General features: G+C 72.4%; 11 protein-coding genes. 7 read left to right on the top strand and 4 right to left on the bottom strand.

Annotation, left to right across the window (positions count from 1 at the left end):
• Positions 1-5: 5 nt before the first annotated feature.
• Both GXW83_RS17135 and tatA read right to left on the bottom strand, forming a co-directional pair.
• The gene (locus GXW83_RS17135; RefSeq protein ID WP_255431303.1) at positions 6-3,194 is read right to left on the bottom strand and encodes a BTAD domain-containing putative transcriptional regulator; all 3,189 of its coding nucleotides are present in this window, start codon (positions 3,192-3,194) and stop codon (positions 6-8) included.
• A 368-nt stretch (positions 3,195-3,562) separates the two neighbouring features.
• On the bottom strand, positions 3,563-3,793 hold the full coding sequence (gene tatA / locus GXW83_RS17125) for a Sec-independent protein translocase subunit TatA (RefSeq protein WP_225447052.1): 231 nt from the start codon (positions 3,791-3,793) through the stop codon (positions 3,563-3,565).
• A 278-nt stretch (positions 3,794-4,071) separates the two neighbouring features.
• Between tatA and GXW83_RS17120 the strand changes: the two genes are divergently transcribed.
• The 3 genes from GXW83_RS17120 (at position 4,072) to GXW83_RS17110 (ending at position 6,213) form a co-directional block, all read left to right on the top strand.
• A complete protein-coding gene (locus tag GXW83_RS17120; RefSeq protein WP_182443923.1) occupies positions 4,072-4,854 on the top strand; it encodes a ferritin-like domain-containing protein in 783 nt (260 codons plus the stop codon).
• Positions 4,851-5,684, top strand: coding sequence for a ferritin-like domain-containing protein (locus GXW83_RS17115; protein ID WP_225447051.1), 834 nt, complete (start codon positions 4,851-4,853; stop codon positions 5,682-5,684). Before GXW83_RS17120 ends, GXW83_RS17115 begins: the two co-directional genes overlap by 4 nt.
• Positions 5,685-5,832: 148 nt before the next feature.
• The gene (locus tag GXW83_RS17110; protein ID WP_225447050.1) at positions 5,833-6,213 is read left to right on the top strand and encodes a cupredoxin domain-containing protein; all 381 of its coding nucleotides are present in this window, start codon (positions 5,833-5,835) and stop codon (positions 6,211-6,213) included.
• Between the two features lie 26 nt (positions 6,214-6,239).
• Here the strand turns inward: GXW83_RS17110 and GXW83_RS17105 are convergent, their stop codons facing one another.
• Positions 6,240-6,806: a TetR/AcrR family transcriptional regulator C-terminal domain-containing protein gene (locus tag GXW83_RS17105; RefSeq protein ID WP_182447375.1), complete on the bottom strand. Its 567-nt coding sequence runs from the start codon at positions 6,804-6,806 to the stop codon at positions 6,240-6,242.
• A 79-nt stretch (positions 6,807-6,885) separates the two neighbouring features.
• Here GXW83_RS17105 and GXW83_RS17100 point away from each other — a divergent pair, with 79 nt between their 5' ends.
• Positions 6,886-8,199, top strand: a complete 1,314-nt coding sequence (locus GXW83_RS17100; RefSeq protein ID WP_182443921.1) for an FAD-dependent monooxygenase — start codon at positions 6,886-6,888, stop codon at positions 8,197-8,199.
• Here the strand turns inward: GXW83_RS17100 and GXW83_RS17095 are convergent.
• The gene (locus GXW83_RS17095) at positions 8,173-9,537 is read right to left on the bottom strand and encodes an MFS transporter (RefSeq protein ID WP_225447049.1); all 1,365 of its coding nucleotides are present in this window, start codon (positions 9,535-9,537) and stop codon (positions 8,173-8,175) included. The two genes, GXW83_RS17100 and GXW83_RS17095, sit on opposite strands and share 27 nt — an antisense overlap.
• A 385-nt stretch (positions 9,538-9,922) precedes the next feature.
• On the opposite strand from GXW83_RS17095, the gene GXW83_RS17090 reads away from it, so the two are divergent.
• The 3 genes from GXW83_RS17090 to GXW83_RS17080 are packed head-to-tail and all read left to right on the top strand — an operon-like array spanning position 9,923 to position 17,221.
• On the top strand, positions 9,923-13,012 hold the full coding sequence (locus GXW83_RS17090; protein ID WP_182443920.1) for a bifunctional diguanylate cyclase/phosphodiesterase: 3,090 nt from the start codon (positions 9,923-9,925) through the stop codon (positions 13,010-13,012).
• Positions 13,009-16,419, top strand: coding sequence for an amino acid adenylation domain-containing protein (locus tag GXW83_RS17085; protein ID WP_182443919.1), 3,411 nt, complete (start codon positions 13,009-13,011; stop codon positions 16,417-16,419). The genes GXW83_RS17090 and GXW83_RS17085 overlap by 4 nt, the downstream gene beginning before the upstream one ends.
• Positions 16,409-17,221 carry a leucyl/phenylalanyl-tRNA--protein transferase gene (locus GXW83_RS17080; RefSeq protein ID WP_182443918.1) on the top strand — a complete coding sequence of 271 codons (813 nt, stop codon included), beginning with the start codon at positions 16,409-16,411 and terminating at the stop codon, positions 17,219-17,221. The genes GXW83_RS17085 and GXW83_RS17080 overlap by 11 nt, the downstream gene beginning before the upstream one ends.
• Positions 17,222-17,307 lie beyond the last annotated feature (86 nt).

Genomic DNA, 17,307 nt, shown 5'->3' with positions numbered 1-17,307 from the left:
CGGTATCAGTCGCGGCGGGATTCGGGGGGAACGCCCATCGCGGTGAACAGCTCCTCCGCCGCCGCGCGGTGGGCCTCGGCCTGCCCACTGTTCCCCAGGCCCTCCTGCGCGGCAGCCATCCCCGCCAAGGCGTACGCCACCTCGATCCGGTACTCGATCCCGGACGCCGCCTCCAACGCCGACCCGTGCAACTCCAGCGCCTCACCGAACCGGCCCCGGCGCCGCAGCACCCGCCCCGCCATGTTCTCCACCTTCGCCCGCCGCAAGGCCGACGACCCCGACCTCACCAGCTCCAGCGCCCGCGCCATCTCCCCCAACCCACCGCCGTCCGCAGCATCGGTGTCGGTGCCTGCGGCGGCGGGCTCACCGTCCCGTGCCCGCAGGCGATCCCGCACGTCCACGCCCAAGGCCAGTACCAATGCGACGTTCCGCGGATCCTCGCCCCCGTCGCACAACACCCCGGCCCGCTCCACGCACTCCAGGGCTACCCCCAGCTCACCCAGCCCCACGCACGCAAACGCCAGATCGGTCAGTGCCACCAACTCGCTCCCCCGGCGTCCCGACCCCGCGTGCAACTCCACCGCCTCACCCGCCGCCACCCGCGCCAACCCGAACCGGCCCCACTGCTCGAACAACGTACTCAGCAACGTCAAACTGTCCGCCAGCGCCCGCACCGCTCCCAACTCCCGCTGTGCCGACACCGCCCGCTCCAGATGCTCCAACGCCACCGGAAAGCACCCCAACAGGCTGTTGAACTGCCCCAACGTCGCATCCGAATACGCCACCGTATAGCGATCCCCCAGGCACGCCGCCACCTCCCGCCCCTCCCGCGCCGCCTCCACCCCGTCCGCGAAACGACCCAACGACCAGCACGCCACCGCCAGATTCGACAGGCTCACCCCCAGCAGCTCGAGATCCCCCAACCGCCGCGCCGCCACCACCCCCACCCGCGCCACCTCGGCGAACTCCTCCAACCGCCCCCGCGCGTGCAGCTGGAAAACCACATTCCGCACCAAGCACACCACAAACCGGTCCAGCCCCCGCCGCTGCGCCAACGACACCGCCGAGACCAGCGCCCCCAGTTCACGGTCGAACCACAGTCGCGCACCACCCCCCGCACCCAGAACCGGCAGCTCGGCCGTCGACGGTTCGATCCCCGTCACCCGCCGCGCCCGGTCCGGGAACAGCACTTCGCACGCGACTTCCGTCGCCGTCAAATAGAACCCCAGCAGCCGCTCCACCGCACCGGACACCTCGTCCACCCCGGACTCCCGCGCCAAGCCCAGAGCAAAGCTCCGCACCAGATCATGGAACGCGTACAACCCCAACTCCGGCTGCTGCACCAAGTGCACGTCCAGCAACAGCTCCAGCAGGTCCTCCGCGTCCCGGCTCGCCACCCCCAGCAACGCCCCCGCCGAGAACACGTCCACCACCCCGCCCGGATGCAGGGCCAGCAACCGAAACGCCGACCGGCACTCCTCGTCCAGGGCCTGATACGACAACCGCAGCGTCGCCCCGACGCTCCGCACGCCCAGCGACAGCTCGTCCAACCGGCGTGTCTCGTCCCGCAGCCGGTCCACCAAGTACCGCACCGTCCACCGCGGACGGTTCCGCAGCCGCGCCGCCGCTATCCGCAACGCCAGCGGCAGATGACCGCACAACCCCACCAGCTCCCCCACCGCCTCCACCTCACCCAGCACCCGCTTCTCACCCAGCATCTCCACCACCAGCCCCACGCTGTCCCCCGGCTCCATCACCCCCACCGACACCCATCGCGCCCCGTCCAGATCCACCAGCCGCGCCCGACTGGTCACCAGCACCACACACTCACCCGAGCCCGGCAGCAACGGGACTATTCCTCCCGCATCCGCCACGTTGTCCACCAACAGCAACACCCGCCGCCCCACCAACAACCCCCGCCACAAGGCGGATCGCCCCGCCAAGTCCTCCGGCACCCGATCGCCCGGCACGCCCACCAAGCCCAACAACACACCCAGCGCCGCAAACGCCGACACCACCGGCTCCCCCGGCGTGTAACCCCGCATGTCCACATACAGACGACCGTCCGGAAATCCACCCGCCAACACGTGCGCCACCCGCACCGCCAACGACGTCTTTCCGCACCCGCCCATCCCATCCAGCGCCACCACCCGAACCCCACCACCCCCGGCGCCCTCACCCACACACCGCAGTACCTCGCCCAACTCCCGCCCGCGCCCGGTGAAATCCACCAAGTCCCCGGGCAGTGAATCCCCGACGCACCACTCCCAACCCCCACCCAGGACAGAGACAGGGGCAGGCGAGGCAGCGGCGGCAGGGGCGAGGACAGGGGCCGGAGCCACCGCCGCTGCCTCCGCGGGCTCCACCATGTCGGATATGTCAGCCGCACCGGGACCGGCAGGGGCCGAACCCCCCGACCCCGGCGACACCCTCCCGCCTGGCAACCGGCCTCCACCGAACAGCGAGCCACCGCCGCCCACGCCGACCCCCACCACCTCCGGGTCCTCCCGCAGGATCCCCTCGTACACCCGCACCAGCCCCGGCCCCGGATCGACCCCCAACTCCTCCACCAACAGCCCCCGCACCCGCCCGAACTCCTCCAATGCCTCCGCCTGGCGACCCGACCGGTACAACGCCAGCATCAACTGCCCCCGCAGCACCTCCCGCAACGGGAACTCCCCCACCAGACCCCGCAAATCCCCCACCAACTCGCCCGCCTCGCCCAGCCCCAGCCGGAGACCGAAGAACCGCTCGCAGACCTCCAGCCGGCGCTCCTCCCACACCGCACCCACCGCGCCCAGCACACCACCGCCCAACCCCGACAACACCGGCCCCCGCCACAGCCCCAGCGCCCGACGCAACCCCTGCACCGCCTCCACCATCCGCCCCTCCCCCACCAACACCCGTGCCCCCTCCGACAGTTCCACGAACTCCGCCACATCCAGCTGGCCCGCCCCCACCACCGCCCGGTACCCCGGGCCCTCCGTCACCAGCACGCCACCGCCGCCCGGCAGCCGCCGCCGCAGATCCCCCACACACTTCCGCACCTGATGCGCCGCCGTCACCGGCGGCGCCCCACCCCAGCCGACCTCCACCAACCGCGACACCGACAACACCCGGCCGTGCTCCAACAACAACGCACCCAGCACCCGTTCCTGGATCACCCCGCCCAGGCGCAATCGCACCCCATCCACCCAACACTCCAACACACCCAACACATTGAAACGCAAAGCACCCCCACCCACACCAGCACCACCGACCACCACACCCACCCCCTCCCAACACGCCACCCCGGACCCGCCATCCTAACCCCCGACACCCCCGCGCCAACACTGTCCCAGCACCAAACAATCGCCCGGCCCACACCGAACAGCCACCCCACTGAAACCGCCGTCGGAGCAGCCATCCCGACTGCTCACAAGGGTTTCTGAGCACAGCTCAGCAACAGCCGGGCCCCGACCACAGCACCGCCGACGTGCCCGCCGCGCCGGACGCCGCCCGCTGACACCGGCGGTCCGCCCCTCGCGCGGGCACATGCCGACCGCCGGGGCCGGCCGTACGGCTACGAACCGGCCGCGACCTCGGTCTCCCCCAGCGGCCGGGCGTCGGCGGCCTCGGCGGGCGCGCCCGGCCGGACCGGTACGTCGTCCGCCTTCATCGCGCCCACTTCGGACTTCAGGATGCGCAGCGACTTGCCCAGGGCGCGGGCGGAGTCGGGCAGGCGCTTGGCTCCGAAGAGCAGCAGCACGACGACGGCCAGGATGACGATTTCCAGTCCACGGCTCTCGAGCACGGGGTTCCCTCTCCATACGGTTCTCGGGCACGGGCCGTTCGGCCTCGCAGCTGACTCTTCGTAGCCGACCGCCCCGGCGATGGGTGGCATCGCCGACGAAGTGTCCGGCCGCCCTCGGCGGCGACCGCCGCGCATCACCCGTTCGAGTGAAGCGCGGTTTGAGTTGGCATTCGGACCAATCCGCCGGGGGGCTCGGTGGCGAAGGAGGTCTCAGAAGGTACCGCCGGGAGGCTGGTACGCCACCGGTTGGACGACCTTGTGAACAGAGATGGGGCGTGATGGGCGAGGAGAACCTCGATACCCGGTTGCTCGCGGAGCTGACCGAAGAGTCGCAGGATCTGAACAGCGACGCGGTCAGGATCACCCGTGAGGCACTCACCGAGTACGGGCAGCAGCAGGAGCCGGTGCGGCGCTGGTGGCAGCGCGGCGGGACCGTGGCGGCGCTGGCCGGGGGTGCGGCGCTGTTCGGCGTCACCCGGGCGGCTGCCGCGTCGAGTGACGATGTGATGGCGCTGCAGACGGCGGCGTCGATCGAGAACCTGGCGGTGAGCGTCTACACGACCGCCGCCGGGCTGCCGTTCATCAAGGACGGCAACAAGACGGTGGCGGCGTTCATCGCCAAGACCACCACCCAGCACCAGGCGCACGCGCAGGCGTTCAACGCGGCGGTCACGCAGGCGGGCGGTACGGCGCAGAAGAATCCGGACCCGAAGTACGCGGCGGTGGTGAAGCAGATGCTGCCGTCGATCAAGGGCCCGGGTGACGTGGTGAGTCTGGCGATCACGTTGGAGGACGTGGCGGCGCAGACGTACACCAGCTACACCTCCAAGGTGTCGGACGCGACGATGCGCAAGCTGTTCGCCTCGGTGGCGCCGGTCGAGGCGCAGCACCGGGCGACGTTGCTGGCGGTGCAGGCGCTGCTGGCCGGTGGGGACGCGTCGCTGATCGCCATCCCGACCGACCTGGCGAAGCTGCCTGCGGCGGCGGGCAGCGTGGGCTTCCCCGACGCCTTCTATCCGACGAAGAACGCTTCCCCGATCAGTGAAGGGGCTGTGCAGTGAGTGCTGGCAACGGCGGCTGGGAGCTGCCGATCTCCGAGGGCGAGCTGTCACGGCTCACCCGCGAGCTGGACCAGGCGCACCAGGAGTACCTGCCGCGGATGCACGCCGCCGCGGCGGAACTCACCGAGGAACTGCGCGACACCCAGCCCACGCAGGCGGGGGTGGAGCGGCTGCGGATGGGTTCGCGGCGCGGGTTCCTGCTCGGCGCCGGCGGCGTGGCCGCCGCCATGGCGCTGGCCGCCTGCTCCAGCAGCTCCACCAAGTCGGCGGTCGCGGCGCCCAGCGGCAGCCCGATGGCGTCGGGTTCGGCGTCCTCGGGCAGCATGTACACCGGCGATCTGCAGGTGGTTGCGTTGGCGACGGCGTTGGAGAACCAGGCCGTGGGCGCGTACGCGGCCGCGCTGTCCGCCGCCAAGGCCGGGAAGCTGGGCACCGTCCCGCCCGCGGTGGGGACCTTCGCCACCACCGCGATGGCCCAGCACGCCGACCACGCCAAGGCCTGGAACGCGGTGCTCACCGGCGCGGGCAAGCCCGCCATCACCAATGTGCCGCTGTCCAACCAGCCCGCGACCCTGAAGGCCCTGGGCGCCGCCACCAGCGCCGGCGCCGTGGCCCAGCTGGCACTGGACCTGGAGAACCAGGCCGCGCAGACGTACCTGTTCGCCACGTACAACGTCAGCAGCGCGGGCGGCATCGCCACCGCCGCCAGCATCGCCCCGGTCGAGGCCATGCACGCTTCCATCCTCAACTTCGTCCTGGGACAGTACCCCGTCCCCGACGACTTCCTCCCCACCGACAAGGCCGCCAGCCCCACGCTGCTGACGGTCTGACGGCACGACAGTTCAGCGGGGCGTCACCACCACATCTCAGCGGTGGTGGCGCCCCGTTGTCGCACCGTCATTTTTCGGCGGTGCGGCTCCGACCATCGACTCCCGAACGAGGATGTGTGTCTTGGCCCGTATACCGTTTCAGACCGCTGTGACCGCCGTCAGTGCCGGCGTGCTGGTGTTCGCGCTGGCCGCCTGTTCCAGCGGCGGCACGTCCGGCGGCTCCGCCGCCCCCGCGACGTCCGGGATGTCGACGGCCATGGCGTCGCCCGGCGTCTCCGGCACGCAGATCGTGATCAGCAACTTCGCCTACACGCCGATGGATCTGACCGTCTCCCCCGGCCAGAAGGTGACCGTGGTCAACCACGACTCCACCGCCCACACGCTGACCGCCGCCACCGGTGGCGCGTTCGACACCGGCAGCATCGCACCGGGAGCGTCCGGATCGTTCACCGCCCCTGCCAAGCCGGGCAGTTACCGGTACATCTGCAGCATCCACCAGTTCATGCACGGCACGGTGACCGTCCGTTGACCTGAGTTACGGAACGAGGTCTGCTCCTAGGCGTCATCGACGCGACACGCCAGGCCGTCCAGGATGAGGGCCAGCCCGGCTTCGAAGGTCGAGTCGTTGTCCGTGAGCAGGGCGTCGGCCGGGTGGTCGGCGCTGTCGCCGGGGTCGGGGGCGGCCTGTTCCTCCAGGACGCTGCCCAAGGTGTAGCGGCCGGCGGCCAGCATGGCCGTCCGGGCGGCCTGCTCCGGCACTCCCGACGCGATCAGGAACGCCGTCTTGCGGGCGAGCCGGTCGAGGTCCGTTCCGCCGGGCATGCTGCCGGCGTGGAGCCGCGCACCGTCGCGGCGTATCAGCAGGGTTCGCCGGAAGCTGCGCATGTTCTCCAGGAACCAGTCGCGCCAGTCATCGGCGGCCGTCGGCAGCGGAGCCGTCGCGTGGGGTGCCATGGCGGCCTCGGCCATCGCGCCGAGCAGCTCCTTCTTGTTGCGGAAGTGGTAGTAGAGCGACGGCTGTTCGACGCCCAGCCGCTTCGCCAGCTGTCTCGTGCTGACGGCGTCCAGGCCGACCTCGTCCAGCAGGTCGAGCGCCGTGGAGAGGACGGTCTCGCGGTTCATTTTCGCCACCTTGACATTCTATCGGTGATAGATGACCCTGGCAAGGGTCCACCTATCACCGATAGAAATGGAGTGCGGCATGGCATCCGACGCAGGAACCCCCTCCCTGAGGATCCTCATCTGCGGCGGCGGCATCGCCGGGCAGGCCCTGGCCCACGGGCTCACCCGGGGCGGCCACCGGGTGACCGTAGTCGAGCGCTTCCCGGCGCTGCGGGCCACCGGAGCGCAGGTCGACCTCCGTGGCCAGGGCATCGACGCGGTCAAGCGCATGGGGCTCCTCGACGCCGTCAGGAGCAAGCGCGTGGACGAGCCCGGCGTCGCCCTCGTGAACGCCCGCGGCAAGGTGCGGGCGACGATCATGGCCAACACCTCCGGCCAGGGGCGGCAGAGCCTGACCTCCGAGTACGAGATCATGCGCGGAGACCTGGTGCGCATCCTCCATGACGCGACGAAGCAGGACGCCGACTACGTCTTCGGCGTGAGCGTGGAGCGTTTCGAGCAGGACGGCAGGAAGGTCGTCGCCCACCTCTCCGACGGCTCCTCGGACGCGTTCGACCTCCGGGTCGGCGCGGACGGGCAGGGCTCGCGCATACGTCGGGCCATCCTTCCGCCGGGATCGCCCGATCCGTACTGGCCGGTGGGCATCCACATGGCCTACTGGTTCGTTCCGCGCGTCGCCTCGGACGGCAACATCCGGGACGCCTACATGGCCCCCCGCGGCCGCATGATCATGCGCAGGAGCCACAACCCGACCGAGACCCAGGCGTACTTCGCGCTGCGCGAGCAGTCCGCGGAGGCCTCGGCCGTCCACCGGGAGCCGGTCGAACGCCAGAAGCAGTTCTGGTCCGAGAGGTTCCGCGATGCGGGCTGGCAGACCGGGCGGTTCCTCGACGGCATGAGGACGACCGAGAACTTCTACTCCCAGGAGGTCGTGCAGGTACGCACGGACACCTGGTCGCAGGGGCGCGTGGTGCTGGTCGGAGACGCCGCGCACTGCGCCTCCCCGTACAGCGGCATGGGCATCTCCGGCGGCCTGGTCGGGGCCTACGTCCTGGCCGGTGAGATCAACCGGAACGCCGACGACCTGCCCACGGCCCTGGCGAACTACGACACCGTACTGCGACCGTTCGTCGACGAGATCCAGGCCACGGTGAAGCCGCGTCTGCTGCGGCTGGGCATGCCCACGAGCCGGCTGGCCATCGACGCCTTCCACTCCCTCGCGTCGCTGGCCTGCTCGCTGCACGTCCCCGACCTCCTCGCGCGCCGCGCCAAGGAGGATCGGGGCGGCAGTTGGCAGCTCCCGGACTACCCCTGGTCCTACGGCGGAGCCGCTGAGCAGGATGCTCCTCACCCGTCCGGGCGCGGGTCATCGCGTCGGGAGCAACGCCTTTGATGGTTGGTCAGTTTCCACGGTCGCCGTCTGCGCGTCCAACCGGCGCAGGCAGGTGCGTCGTTGGACGACCGACAGGGACGCCACCGCGGCGCCGAGGACGATCCAGCCGACCGGTCCGGCGGTCAGCACCGCGCCGGTCAGCAGCAGCGGTCCGGCGGATTTCTGGGTGGACTGCGCCATGCCCGCCACCCCGAGGTAGGACGCCCGCGCCTCTCGCGGGGCGAGCGACACCGCCAGCTCCCAGGAGCTGACCGAGCGCATCAACTCCGCTGCGGTGACCAGGATCGCCGCGCCCAGCAGGGCGACCGAGGCGCTCCAGGGGCCGCCCGCCGTGGCGGTGGCCAGGACGGTGCAGCAGGCCAGCATGGTCAGGCCGTATCCCAGCACCGCCCCGGCGGCCTGGCGCGGCAGCCCGACCCGGGCCGACACCCGCATCTGCAGCACGACCACGAGCACGGTGTTGACCACCAGGAACACCGGGACGAAGGCATGCGGCGCGGCGGTGCGGTTGACCAGCCACAGCGGCAGTCCGACGTTGAGGATCGAGTCGTCGAGGTTCATCGGCGTGTCCAGCAGCACGAAGAGCAGGTACCCCCGGTCCCGCCACGGGCTCGGCGCCCTGCCCCGGACGGCGGCGGCCTCTCCCGGAGAACCCGCAGAGCCAGCCACTTGACGTTCCGTCATCAGTCCCTGGTGCCGCGGCTCCTGGGTCCGCCACACCAGCACCGCCGCCGCCAGGAAGGACAGGGCGTCGGCGAGGATCAGCGCATGGTAGGCGTCACGGGTGCCCACGGCGAGCCCGATGGCGGCGATCCCGGCGCCGAGTGCGTACCCGGCGTTGGCCGCGCTGCGGGACAGCGCCTGGTAGGTGGAGCGCTGTTCGCCCGCGGCCCGGGTGGCGAAGAGCATCTCCAGTGTCTTGGCCGCCCGGTCGCCCAGGTAGGTGGCGGCGACCACGGGCAGCAGTTCGCCGAGGCCGCCGCAGACCAGCAGCAGGCACATCGTTCCCAGCCGCAGCAGGTGACAGCCGATCAGCAGCGAGCGCCCGGCGAAGCGGTCGGCCAGTCGGCCCGCCAGCGGGGAGCCGGCAATGCCCGCGACCCCGGCGGCTCCGAGCAGCAGGCCGAGCCGGCGGGCGTCCAGCCCCGCCACGAAGGTGAAGTACAGGACCGAGGAGGAGGCCCATACGCCCGAACCGGTCCGGTCCAGGAACTGGGCGAGCAGCATGGTCCGGGCGTCGCGGCCGCCGGGCGGGTGGCGCAGTTGCGCGGCCAGTCCGGCGCGGCCCTCGCGGGACGCGTTCCTGTGCAGGCTCCGTATGCCCTGGCCCCGCCGCATGCACGGCCTCCTCGTCCACTGAAAATCCACCGGGAAGATATCTCGACATCAAGAGATCACGGGGCAGCCTGCCGCAGCTTCATCTTGATGTCAAGATACTTGATGTCAACAGACATCGGCGGACGGGTGACGTGTTAATGCGAGGGGCCCGGGCCAGGTATAGCGTGTAATGAGGCTGTGTCGATCTCTTCAGGCGAAGGAGGCTCGCGCCAGGAGACCAGGGTCGCAATCCGACCACGGAGCGATCTGTGCTGCATACGCCCCCATCCCTCGGACCCGCCCGATCCCCGGCGCGCTCCGAGGCATGCCCCAGGGCGCGCAGGAGGAGGCAGCGTTGAGGACCCGGCAGCGGTGGCCTGTACTGATGACATGCTTCGGCGTGTGGATGGTCGCACTGACGTGCGTCTACTACGCGTTCTCCAGCCAGCGGCTGATCTTCGTGGGAATCGGGCTGAGCGGCGTCATCGGCATCCTCATCGGTGTCGCGTACCACCGCCCGTCGCACAGCCTGCCGTGGTACCTGCTCGCCGCCGCCAACCTCAGCTTCACCGCGGGCGAGTTCGCCCAGATCGTGATCATCCAGTATCTGCACGAGAGTCTGTTCCCGTCCGTGGCCGACGCCTTCTACCTGGCCACGTACGGCTTCTACGCGGCCGGGCTGCTGGGCTTCGTCCGCTGGCGCACCGCGTGGCGCGACCGGGCCAGCCTGATCGACGCGCTGACGCTCACCGTGGGCCTGGCGCTGGTGTGCTGGATCTTCGTCATCGTCCCCTACGCCAACTCCCCCGGCCAGAGCTGGATCCAGAAGGCCACCTCGATCGCCTATCCGCTCGGGGACATCCTGGTCCTGGCGATGCTGCTCCGGCTGCTGGCACCGCGCGGCGGCAAGAGTGTCTCGCTGGTGCTGCTGACCTTCGGCACGCTCGGGCTGCTCTCCGCCGACATCGCCTACGCCCTCATCCAGCTGCACGGCGTCTGGCGCACCGGCACCGCGGTCGACCTCGGCTGGGCGGTGCTGTACGGCGCCTGGGGCGCGGCGGCGCTGCACCCGTCCATGGTGACGCTCACCCAGCCCATGCGCTGGCGCCCGGACACCGGCGGCGTCAGGCTGGGCCTGCTCACCCTGGCGTCGCTGATCGCACCGGCCATGCTGCTGCTGGCCGCGGCGCGCGGCGACACCCGGAGCGCGGGGGTGATCGGCGCGTTCTCCGCCGTGCTGTTCCTGCTGGTCCTCTACCGCCTGGCCGGGGTGGCGGAGACGCACCGCCGGGCGCTGACCCGGGAGCGGGCGCTGCGCGGGGCGGTGGCCTCGCTCGGCGCGGCCGGCGAGGTGTCAGCGGTCTCGACCGCCGTCCAGCAGGCGATGAACGCCCTGGTGGGCGACAGCCCGCGACACCATGCCGTGCTGGCCCTGCGCAGCGGCGACCGGCTGAGCCTGACCCGGGCCGCCGACGGCTCGCCCATCGCGGCGCAGCCGCAGACCAGCGCCCTGGTCCACGCCCAGGCCGAGGGCGGCCGGACCAGGCTGCTCGGCGTGGACGCGCTGGGCGCGGAGCTGACCGCGCACTTCCGCCCGGTGCGCAGCGCGCTGGTGTGCCCGCTGGCGGCACGGGAGCAGTCGGCGCCGGATCCGCTGATCGGCGCGCTGATCGTGGCCGGTGACGAGCGGGATCTGCTGGTGCTGCGGGACAGTCTGACCACTCTGGCCACCCAGGGCGCGCTCGCGGTCGAGCGGATCGCGCTCAGCCAGGAGGTCAGCCGCCGCAACAGCGAGGCGTACTTCCGGACGCTGGTGCAGAACGCGTCCGACGTCATCCTCATCCTGGACGAGGAGAACCGGATCAAGTACGCCAGCCCCTCGGCCCGCCAGGTGCTCGGCTCCGGCACGCTGGCCGGTTCGCGGCTGGCCGACCTGATCCCCCCGCAGGAGAGCGGCACGGTCAGCCGGGCGCTCAGCCAGATGCGGATGCGCGACGAGCCGGACCGGCGCGAGCACTGGCAGATGCTGCGCACCGACCGGGCCACCATCGAGGTCGAGGTCAGGTGCAGCGACCTGCGCCGGGAGGCGACCGTCGCCGGTCTGGTGCTGACCCTGCGGGACGTCACCGAGCAGCGCCAGCTCGAGCGCGAACTGACCCACCGGGCCTTCCACGACTCGCTGACCGGGTTGGCCAACCGGGTGCTGTTCCAGGAGCGGGTGAACCACGCGCTGACCCAGAGCCAGCGGGAGGGGACCGTGGTCGGGGTGCTCTTCGTGGACGTGGACGACTTCAAGGTGGTCAACGACACCCAGGGCCACCCGGTCGGGGACGAGCTGCTGGTCGCCATCTCGCTGCGGCTGTCCACCGCGGTGCGGGTGTCCGACACCGCGGCGCGGATCGGCGGCGACGAGTTCGCGCTGCTGGTCGAGGATCCGATGACGCCGCGGGATCTGGAGATCTTCGCCGACCACGTGCTGGACGTCTTCGCCGAGCCGTTCCGGCTGAGCGTGGGGCCGGTCAGCGTCAACGCCAGCGTGGGCATCGCCACCACCGAGGACAGCTACGACTCGGTGGAGTTGCTGACCCATGCCGACCTGGCGCTGTACGAGGCCAAGACGGCGGGCAAGCGCCAGTGGCGCCGCTACCACCCGGCGCTGCAGAGCGGCATGGTCGAGCGGCACGAGCTGATGGAGAGCCTGGACCGCTCCCTGGTCGAGCAGTTCGTGGTGCTCTACCAGCCGATCGTGGAACTGGCCTCCGGGACGATCGTGGGCTTCGAGGCCCTGGTCCGCTGGCCGCACTCGACCCGCGGCACGGTGCTGCCGGAGCAGTTCATCACCCTCGCGGAGGAGAGCGGGCAGATCGTCCCTCTCGGCGCCTGGGTGCTGGGCCGGGCCGCCGCCGAGGCCGTCAGCTGGCGCGGCGCGACGGCGGATGCCGCCGGTCGGAGCGCCGGGCTGAAGGCGCCCTACGTGAGCGTCAACGTCTCGCCGCGGCAGTTCCGCGACCACGGCTTCCTGGAGGTGGTGCAGCACGTCATCGACCAGTCCGGGATCCAGCCGTCCTCGCTGGTGATCGAGCTGACGGAGAGTCTGCTGATGCGCCATGACGACCGGGTCCTGGCGGAGATGCAGTCGCTGACCGATCTGGGCGTGCGGATCGCCATCGACGACTTCGGCACCGGCTACTCGTCGCTGAGCTATCTGCGCGAGTTCCCGATCTCGATCCTCAAAATCGACAAGTCCTTCATCGACGAACTCGGGCACTCGACCCAGCAGTACGCTCTTGTCGACGGGATCACCCATCTGGCCGACACCCTGGGGCTCACCGTGATCGCTGAGGGCGTGGAGAACACCACCCAGCAGGAGCTGCTGGTCGCCATGGGCTGCCCGCTGGGCCAGGGCTACCTCTTCGCCAAGCCGGTCGGCGCCGAGGAGGCCCGGGCGCTCATCCTGGCCGGCGCCGCCCGGGCGGCCTCGGGCGGTGTCCGGTGAGCGCGGGCGACCCAGGCGAACGCACCGGCGAGCCGCATCTGCTGCTGCGCAACGGGCAGGACCAGTACGCCGTGTGGCCGACCCGGCTGCCCGTGCCCGGCGGCTGGACCCGCGTCGGGGAGCCCCGGCCGAGCGCGGCCGACTGCGCCGCCGCCCTGGACGCCACCCGCACCGAGACCTGGTCCACGTACACCCGCCGCCCCTCGGCCGCGACGCGGCAGGACGACGGGCCGGACGTCCGGGGGGCGGGGCCGGGGGCGCCCGCGCCGACCGTGACCGCGCTGGTGCGGGAGCAGCTCCGCCGCGATCCGCGCGCCTGGGCCGTGCTCTGCGACGGGGAGCGGCTGGACTACGCCGAGCTGGACCGGCGGGCCGCCCTGCTCGCCGGTCAGCTGCGGCGGCACGGCCGGCTGGAGCGCTCGCTGGTCGCGGTGTGCCTGGACCGCACCGTCGACCTGGTGGTCGCACTGCTGGCGGTGCTGCGCGGCGGCGCGGCCGTCCTGCCGCTGGACCCGGCCACACCGGCGCGCCGCCTGGCCCACCTGGTCCGGGACGCCGGGGCCGGCCTGGTGCTGACCAACCGCGCGCACCGGACGCTGTTCGCGGGCACGGCCCAGGGCCCGCACCCGGCCCGGGTGCTGACGGTGGAGGAGCTGGCGTCCGAGGCCCCGGTGTCCCCAGCGGCCGGGCCCGGGCCCGACGCCGGGGCGCCGCAACCGGACGACCCCGCGTACATGATCTACACCTCCGGTTCGACCGGTCCGCCCAAGGGCATCGTGACCAGCAACCGCGCCCTGGCCGGTTCGCTGACCGCGGCCGCCGGGTTCTACGGCCTGGCTCCGGGCGACCGGGTGGCGCACCTGGCGGCGCTGGCGTTCGACACCTCGCTGGAGCAGATCCTCGCCCCGCTGATCAGCGGGGCCGCGGTGGTGCTGACCGGCAACCGCAGCTGGGCCCCGACCGACCTGCTGCACCGGATCGGCCGGGAGCGGATCACCGTGGCCGACCTCACCCCCGCCTACTGGCGCGGGCTGCTGAGCGTGGTCGGGCCGGGCCCGGACGCGCTGGCCCCGCTGCGGCTGGTCATCGTCGGCGGCGAGGTCGTCCACACCGACCACTGCCGCGAGTGGCTGCGCCGGGTTCCCCGGACGGCCCTGGTCAACGCGTACGGGCTGACCGAGACCACGATCACCTCCACCGCCTGCGAGCTGACCGGGGCCGCCCTCGGCGACGGGACGGACGGCGCGCCCGCCCCGGTCGGCAGGCCGCTGGCCGGAACCCAGGTGCACGTGCTGGACGCCGAGTTGCAGCCGGTGCCGCCCGGGGTGCGCGGCGAGGTGTACATCGGCGGCGCGCACCTGGCCGAGGGCATCTGGAAGCAACCCGGCCTGACCGCACGGCAGTTCCTGCCCGACCCGCACAGCGGCACGCCGGGCGGCCGGATGTACCGCACCGGGGATCTCGGGCGCTGGCGCTCCGACGGCAGCCTGGAGATCATCGGCCGGGTGGACGACCAGCTCAAGCTGCGCGGGTTCCGGATCGATCCGGCCGAGGTCGAGGCGGTGCTGAGCGCCCAGCCGGGGGTGGGGCAGGCGGCCGTGGCGGCGCGCGACCGCGGCGACGGCGAGCGGGACCTGGTCGCCTTCTACACCCCCGGCACGGACCACGACGGCGCCCCGCACGACGGGCCCGGCGCGGGCCCGTCCGCCCACGGCGCGGACGGCGCGGACGGCGCGGACGGCGGCTACCGCGCCGCCCGGCTGCGCTCGGCCCTGGCCGAGGTACTGCCCGCGCACATGGTCCCGGTCGAGTACACCTCCGTCGAGCGGATGCCGCTGTCGCCCAACGGCAAGATCGACCGCCGGGCGCTGCCGAACCGCACCCATTTCGTCCGCGGCCCGCGCGAGGTGCGGCCGCAGCCGCCGTTCGTCTCGGGCGTGGCGCAGCTGTGGAGCCTGATCCTGGGCGTCGAGCAGGTCGCCGCGGAGGACGACTTCTTCGGGCTCGGCGGCACCTCGCTGCTGGCCATGGAGATGCTGGCCCGGGCCCGGGTGATGTTCGGCATCGGCGTCGGCCAGATCCGCGAGCTGACCCGCTCGCTGCTGAACGACGCCACCCTGGCGGCCTTCGCCCGGGACGCCCAGCTCGCCCGGGCCGGCACCCTGGCCGATCCGGAGAGCGACAGGGTGGACTTCGCCGCCGAGGCCCGCCTCGGCCTGCGGCTGCGGCGGGACGCCTCCGCCCCGGCCCCGGACTGGCGCCGGCCGTCCGATGTCCTGCTCACCGGGGCGACCGGCTACTGCGGCATCCACCTGCTGAACGACCTGCTGGAGCACACCGGGGCGCGGATCCACTGCCTGGTGCGGGCGGCCGACGCCGAGCAGGCCCGGGAGCGGATCAACGCGAGCGCCCAGCGCTACCTGCTGCACGACCTGTCCGACGAGCGGGTGGTGCCGGTGCCCGGGGATCTCGCCCGGCCCGGGCTGGGGCTCGCGGCCGGAGAGTTCGAGCGGCTGGGCGCGGTGCTGGACGTCGTCTACCACTTCGGCGCGCAGGTCAACTTCATCTACCCCTACGACCAGCTGCGGGCGGTGAACGTCGACGCCACCCGGGAGCTGATCCGGCTGGCCGCCCCGCGCGGCGTCCCACTGCACTTCGCCTCCAGCCTGGCGGTGGTCGCCGGGTTCGGCGCGGCCGGGGTGCGCGGCGTCACCGAGGAGACGCCGCTCGACTTCGCGGACTACCTGTCGGTGGGCTACGTCGAGACCAAGTGGGTGTGCGAGCAGTTGCTGCGGCAGGCGTCCGCGGCGGGCCTGCCGGTGAGCGTGCACCGCCTGCAGGACATCACCGGCGCGCTGCCGTCGGGCGTGCTCAACACCGCCACCGAGATCTGCGCGCTGATCAGGTTCATCGCCGACTCCGGCCTGTGCCCCAAGGTGGAGCTGCCGCTGGACTTCCTGCCCGCCGACAGCTTCGCCCGGGCGGTGGGCCACATCGGCGCGCACCACAGCGTGCCGGGGGCGGTGTACCACCTCACCGGCCCGCGCCCGGCGCTGCTCGGCGCGATGGCCGACCGGCTGCGCCGACGCGGCTACCCGGTCGAGGAGATCCCGTACGCCGCCTGGGTGCCGCGGCTCATCCACTTCGCGGCCGGGCATCCGACGCACCCGGTCACCCCCTTCGTCCCGCTGTTCGTGGACCGCTGCCGCCGCGCCGACATGACCGTCAGCGAGATGTACATGGCCGACGTCTTCCCGCAGTTCAGCAGGGACAACGCGGTGCGCGCGCTGGCGGACGGCGGGCCGGAGCTGCCGCCGGTGGACGACCGGATGCTGGACGGCTACCTCGACTTCCTGCAGTCCACCGGATACCTGGCGCCTGCGGGGAGCCCCGCCGATGGAGCGTAGCCGCGCGTCCTGGACCGGAATCGACCTGTCGCGGACCCCTGCCGACGGGCCGGTGGCGTTCTCGGCCGACACCGGCCCGGACAGCCTGCTGGCCGCCTACCGGGCGGGCGCCTACCCGTTCCCGACCACCGACGACTACGCCCGCACGGTCAACGAGATCGCCTACGCGGGCGAGGTCGCCTCCGGCCGGACCTGGCTGGTCGGCGCGGACGTCGCGGACCCGTACACCGTCTCCTGGTGGTCGCCGGACCCCCGGCCGGTGCTGGACGTCGGCGGGGTGCACCTCAGCCGCCGACTGGCCCGGCAGCTGCGCGGGCCCGCCCCGTGGGTCACCACCCTGGACCGGGACTTCGGGCAGGTGGTGCGCGCCTGCCAGGCGGGCCGCGATCCGCAGTGGCTGACCGACGCGCTGGTCGACAGCCTGGCCGCGCTGCACCGCGCGGGGTGGGCCCACAGCGTCGAGGTGTGGGAGGGGACGGCGCTGGTCGGCGGGGTGTTCGGGGTCCGGATCGGGGCGGTGATCAGCATGGACTCCATGTTCCACCGGCGTCCCGGCGCATCCACGACGGCGGTGGCCGATCTCGCGGACCGGTTCGCCGAGGCCGGCGGGGCCGTCCTGGACGCGCAGTGGGACAGCCCGCACGTCCGGGCCATGGGCGCGACCCTGCTGCCGCGCGAGCGCTACCTGGCCTTGCTGGCCGAGCAGCGTCCCGGCCCCGGCGCCCAGCCGGACGAGCCACCGCTGCCGACCGGGCCGCGCCCGGCGCGACGCCTGGCCGAACCCCGGTCGGCCGACCGGTAACGGCGGCGGAGCCGGGCGGTAGCGGCGGGCGTCCGGCGGCCGGGAAGCGCTGCGCGAGCGGTGCGAGATGCGCGGCAGCGGCGGCG

The sequence above is a fragment of the Streptacidiphilus sp. PB12-B1b genome, from assembly GCF_014084125.1.
Classification (GTDB): Bacteria; Actinomycetota; Actinomycetes; order Streptomycetales; family Streptomycetaceae; genus Streptacidiphilus.
Note: the sequence above shows the minus strand (reverse complement) of the source record. Positions and strands in the feature narration are given on the sequence as shown.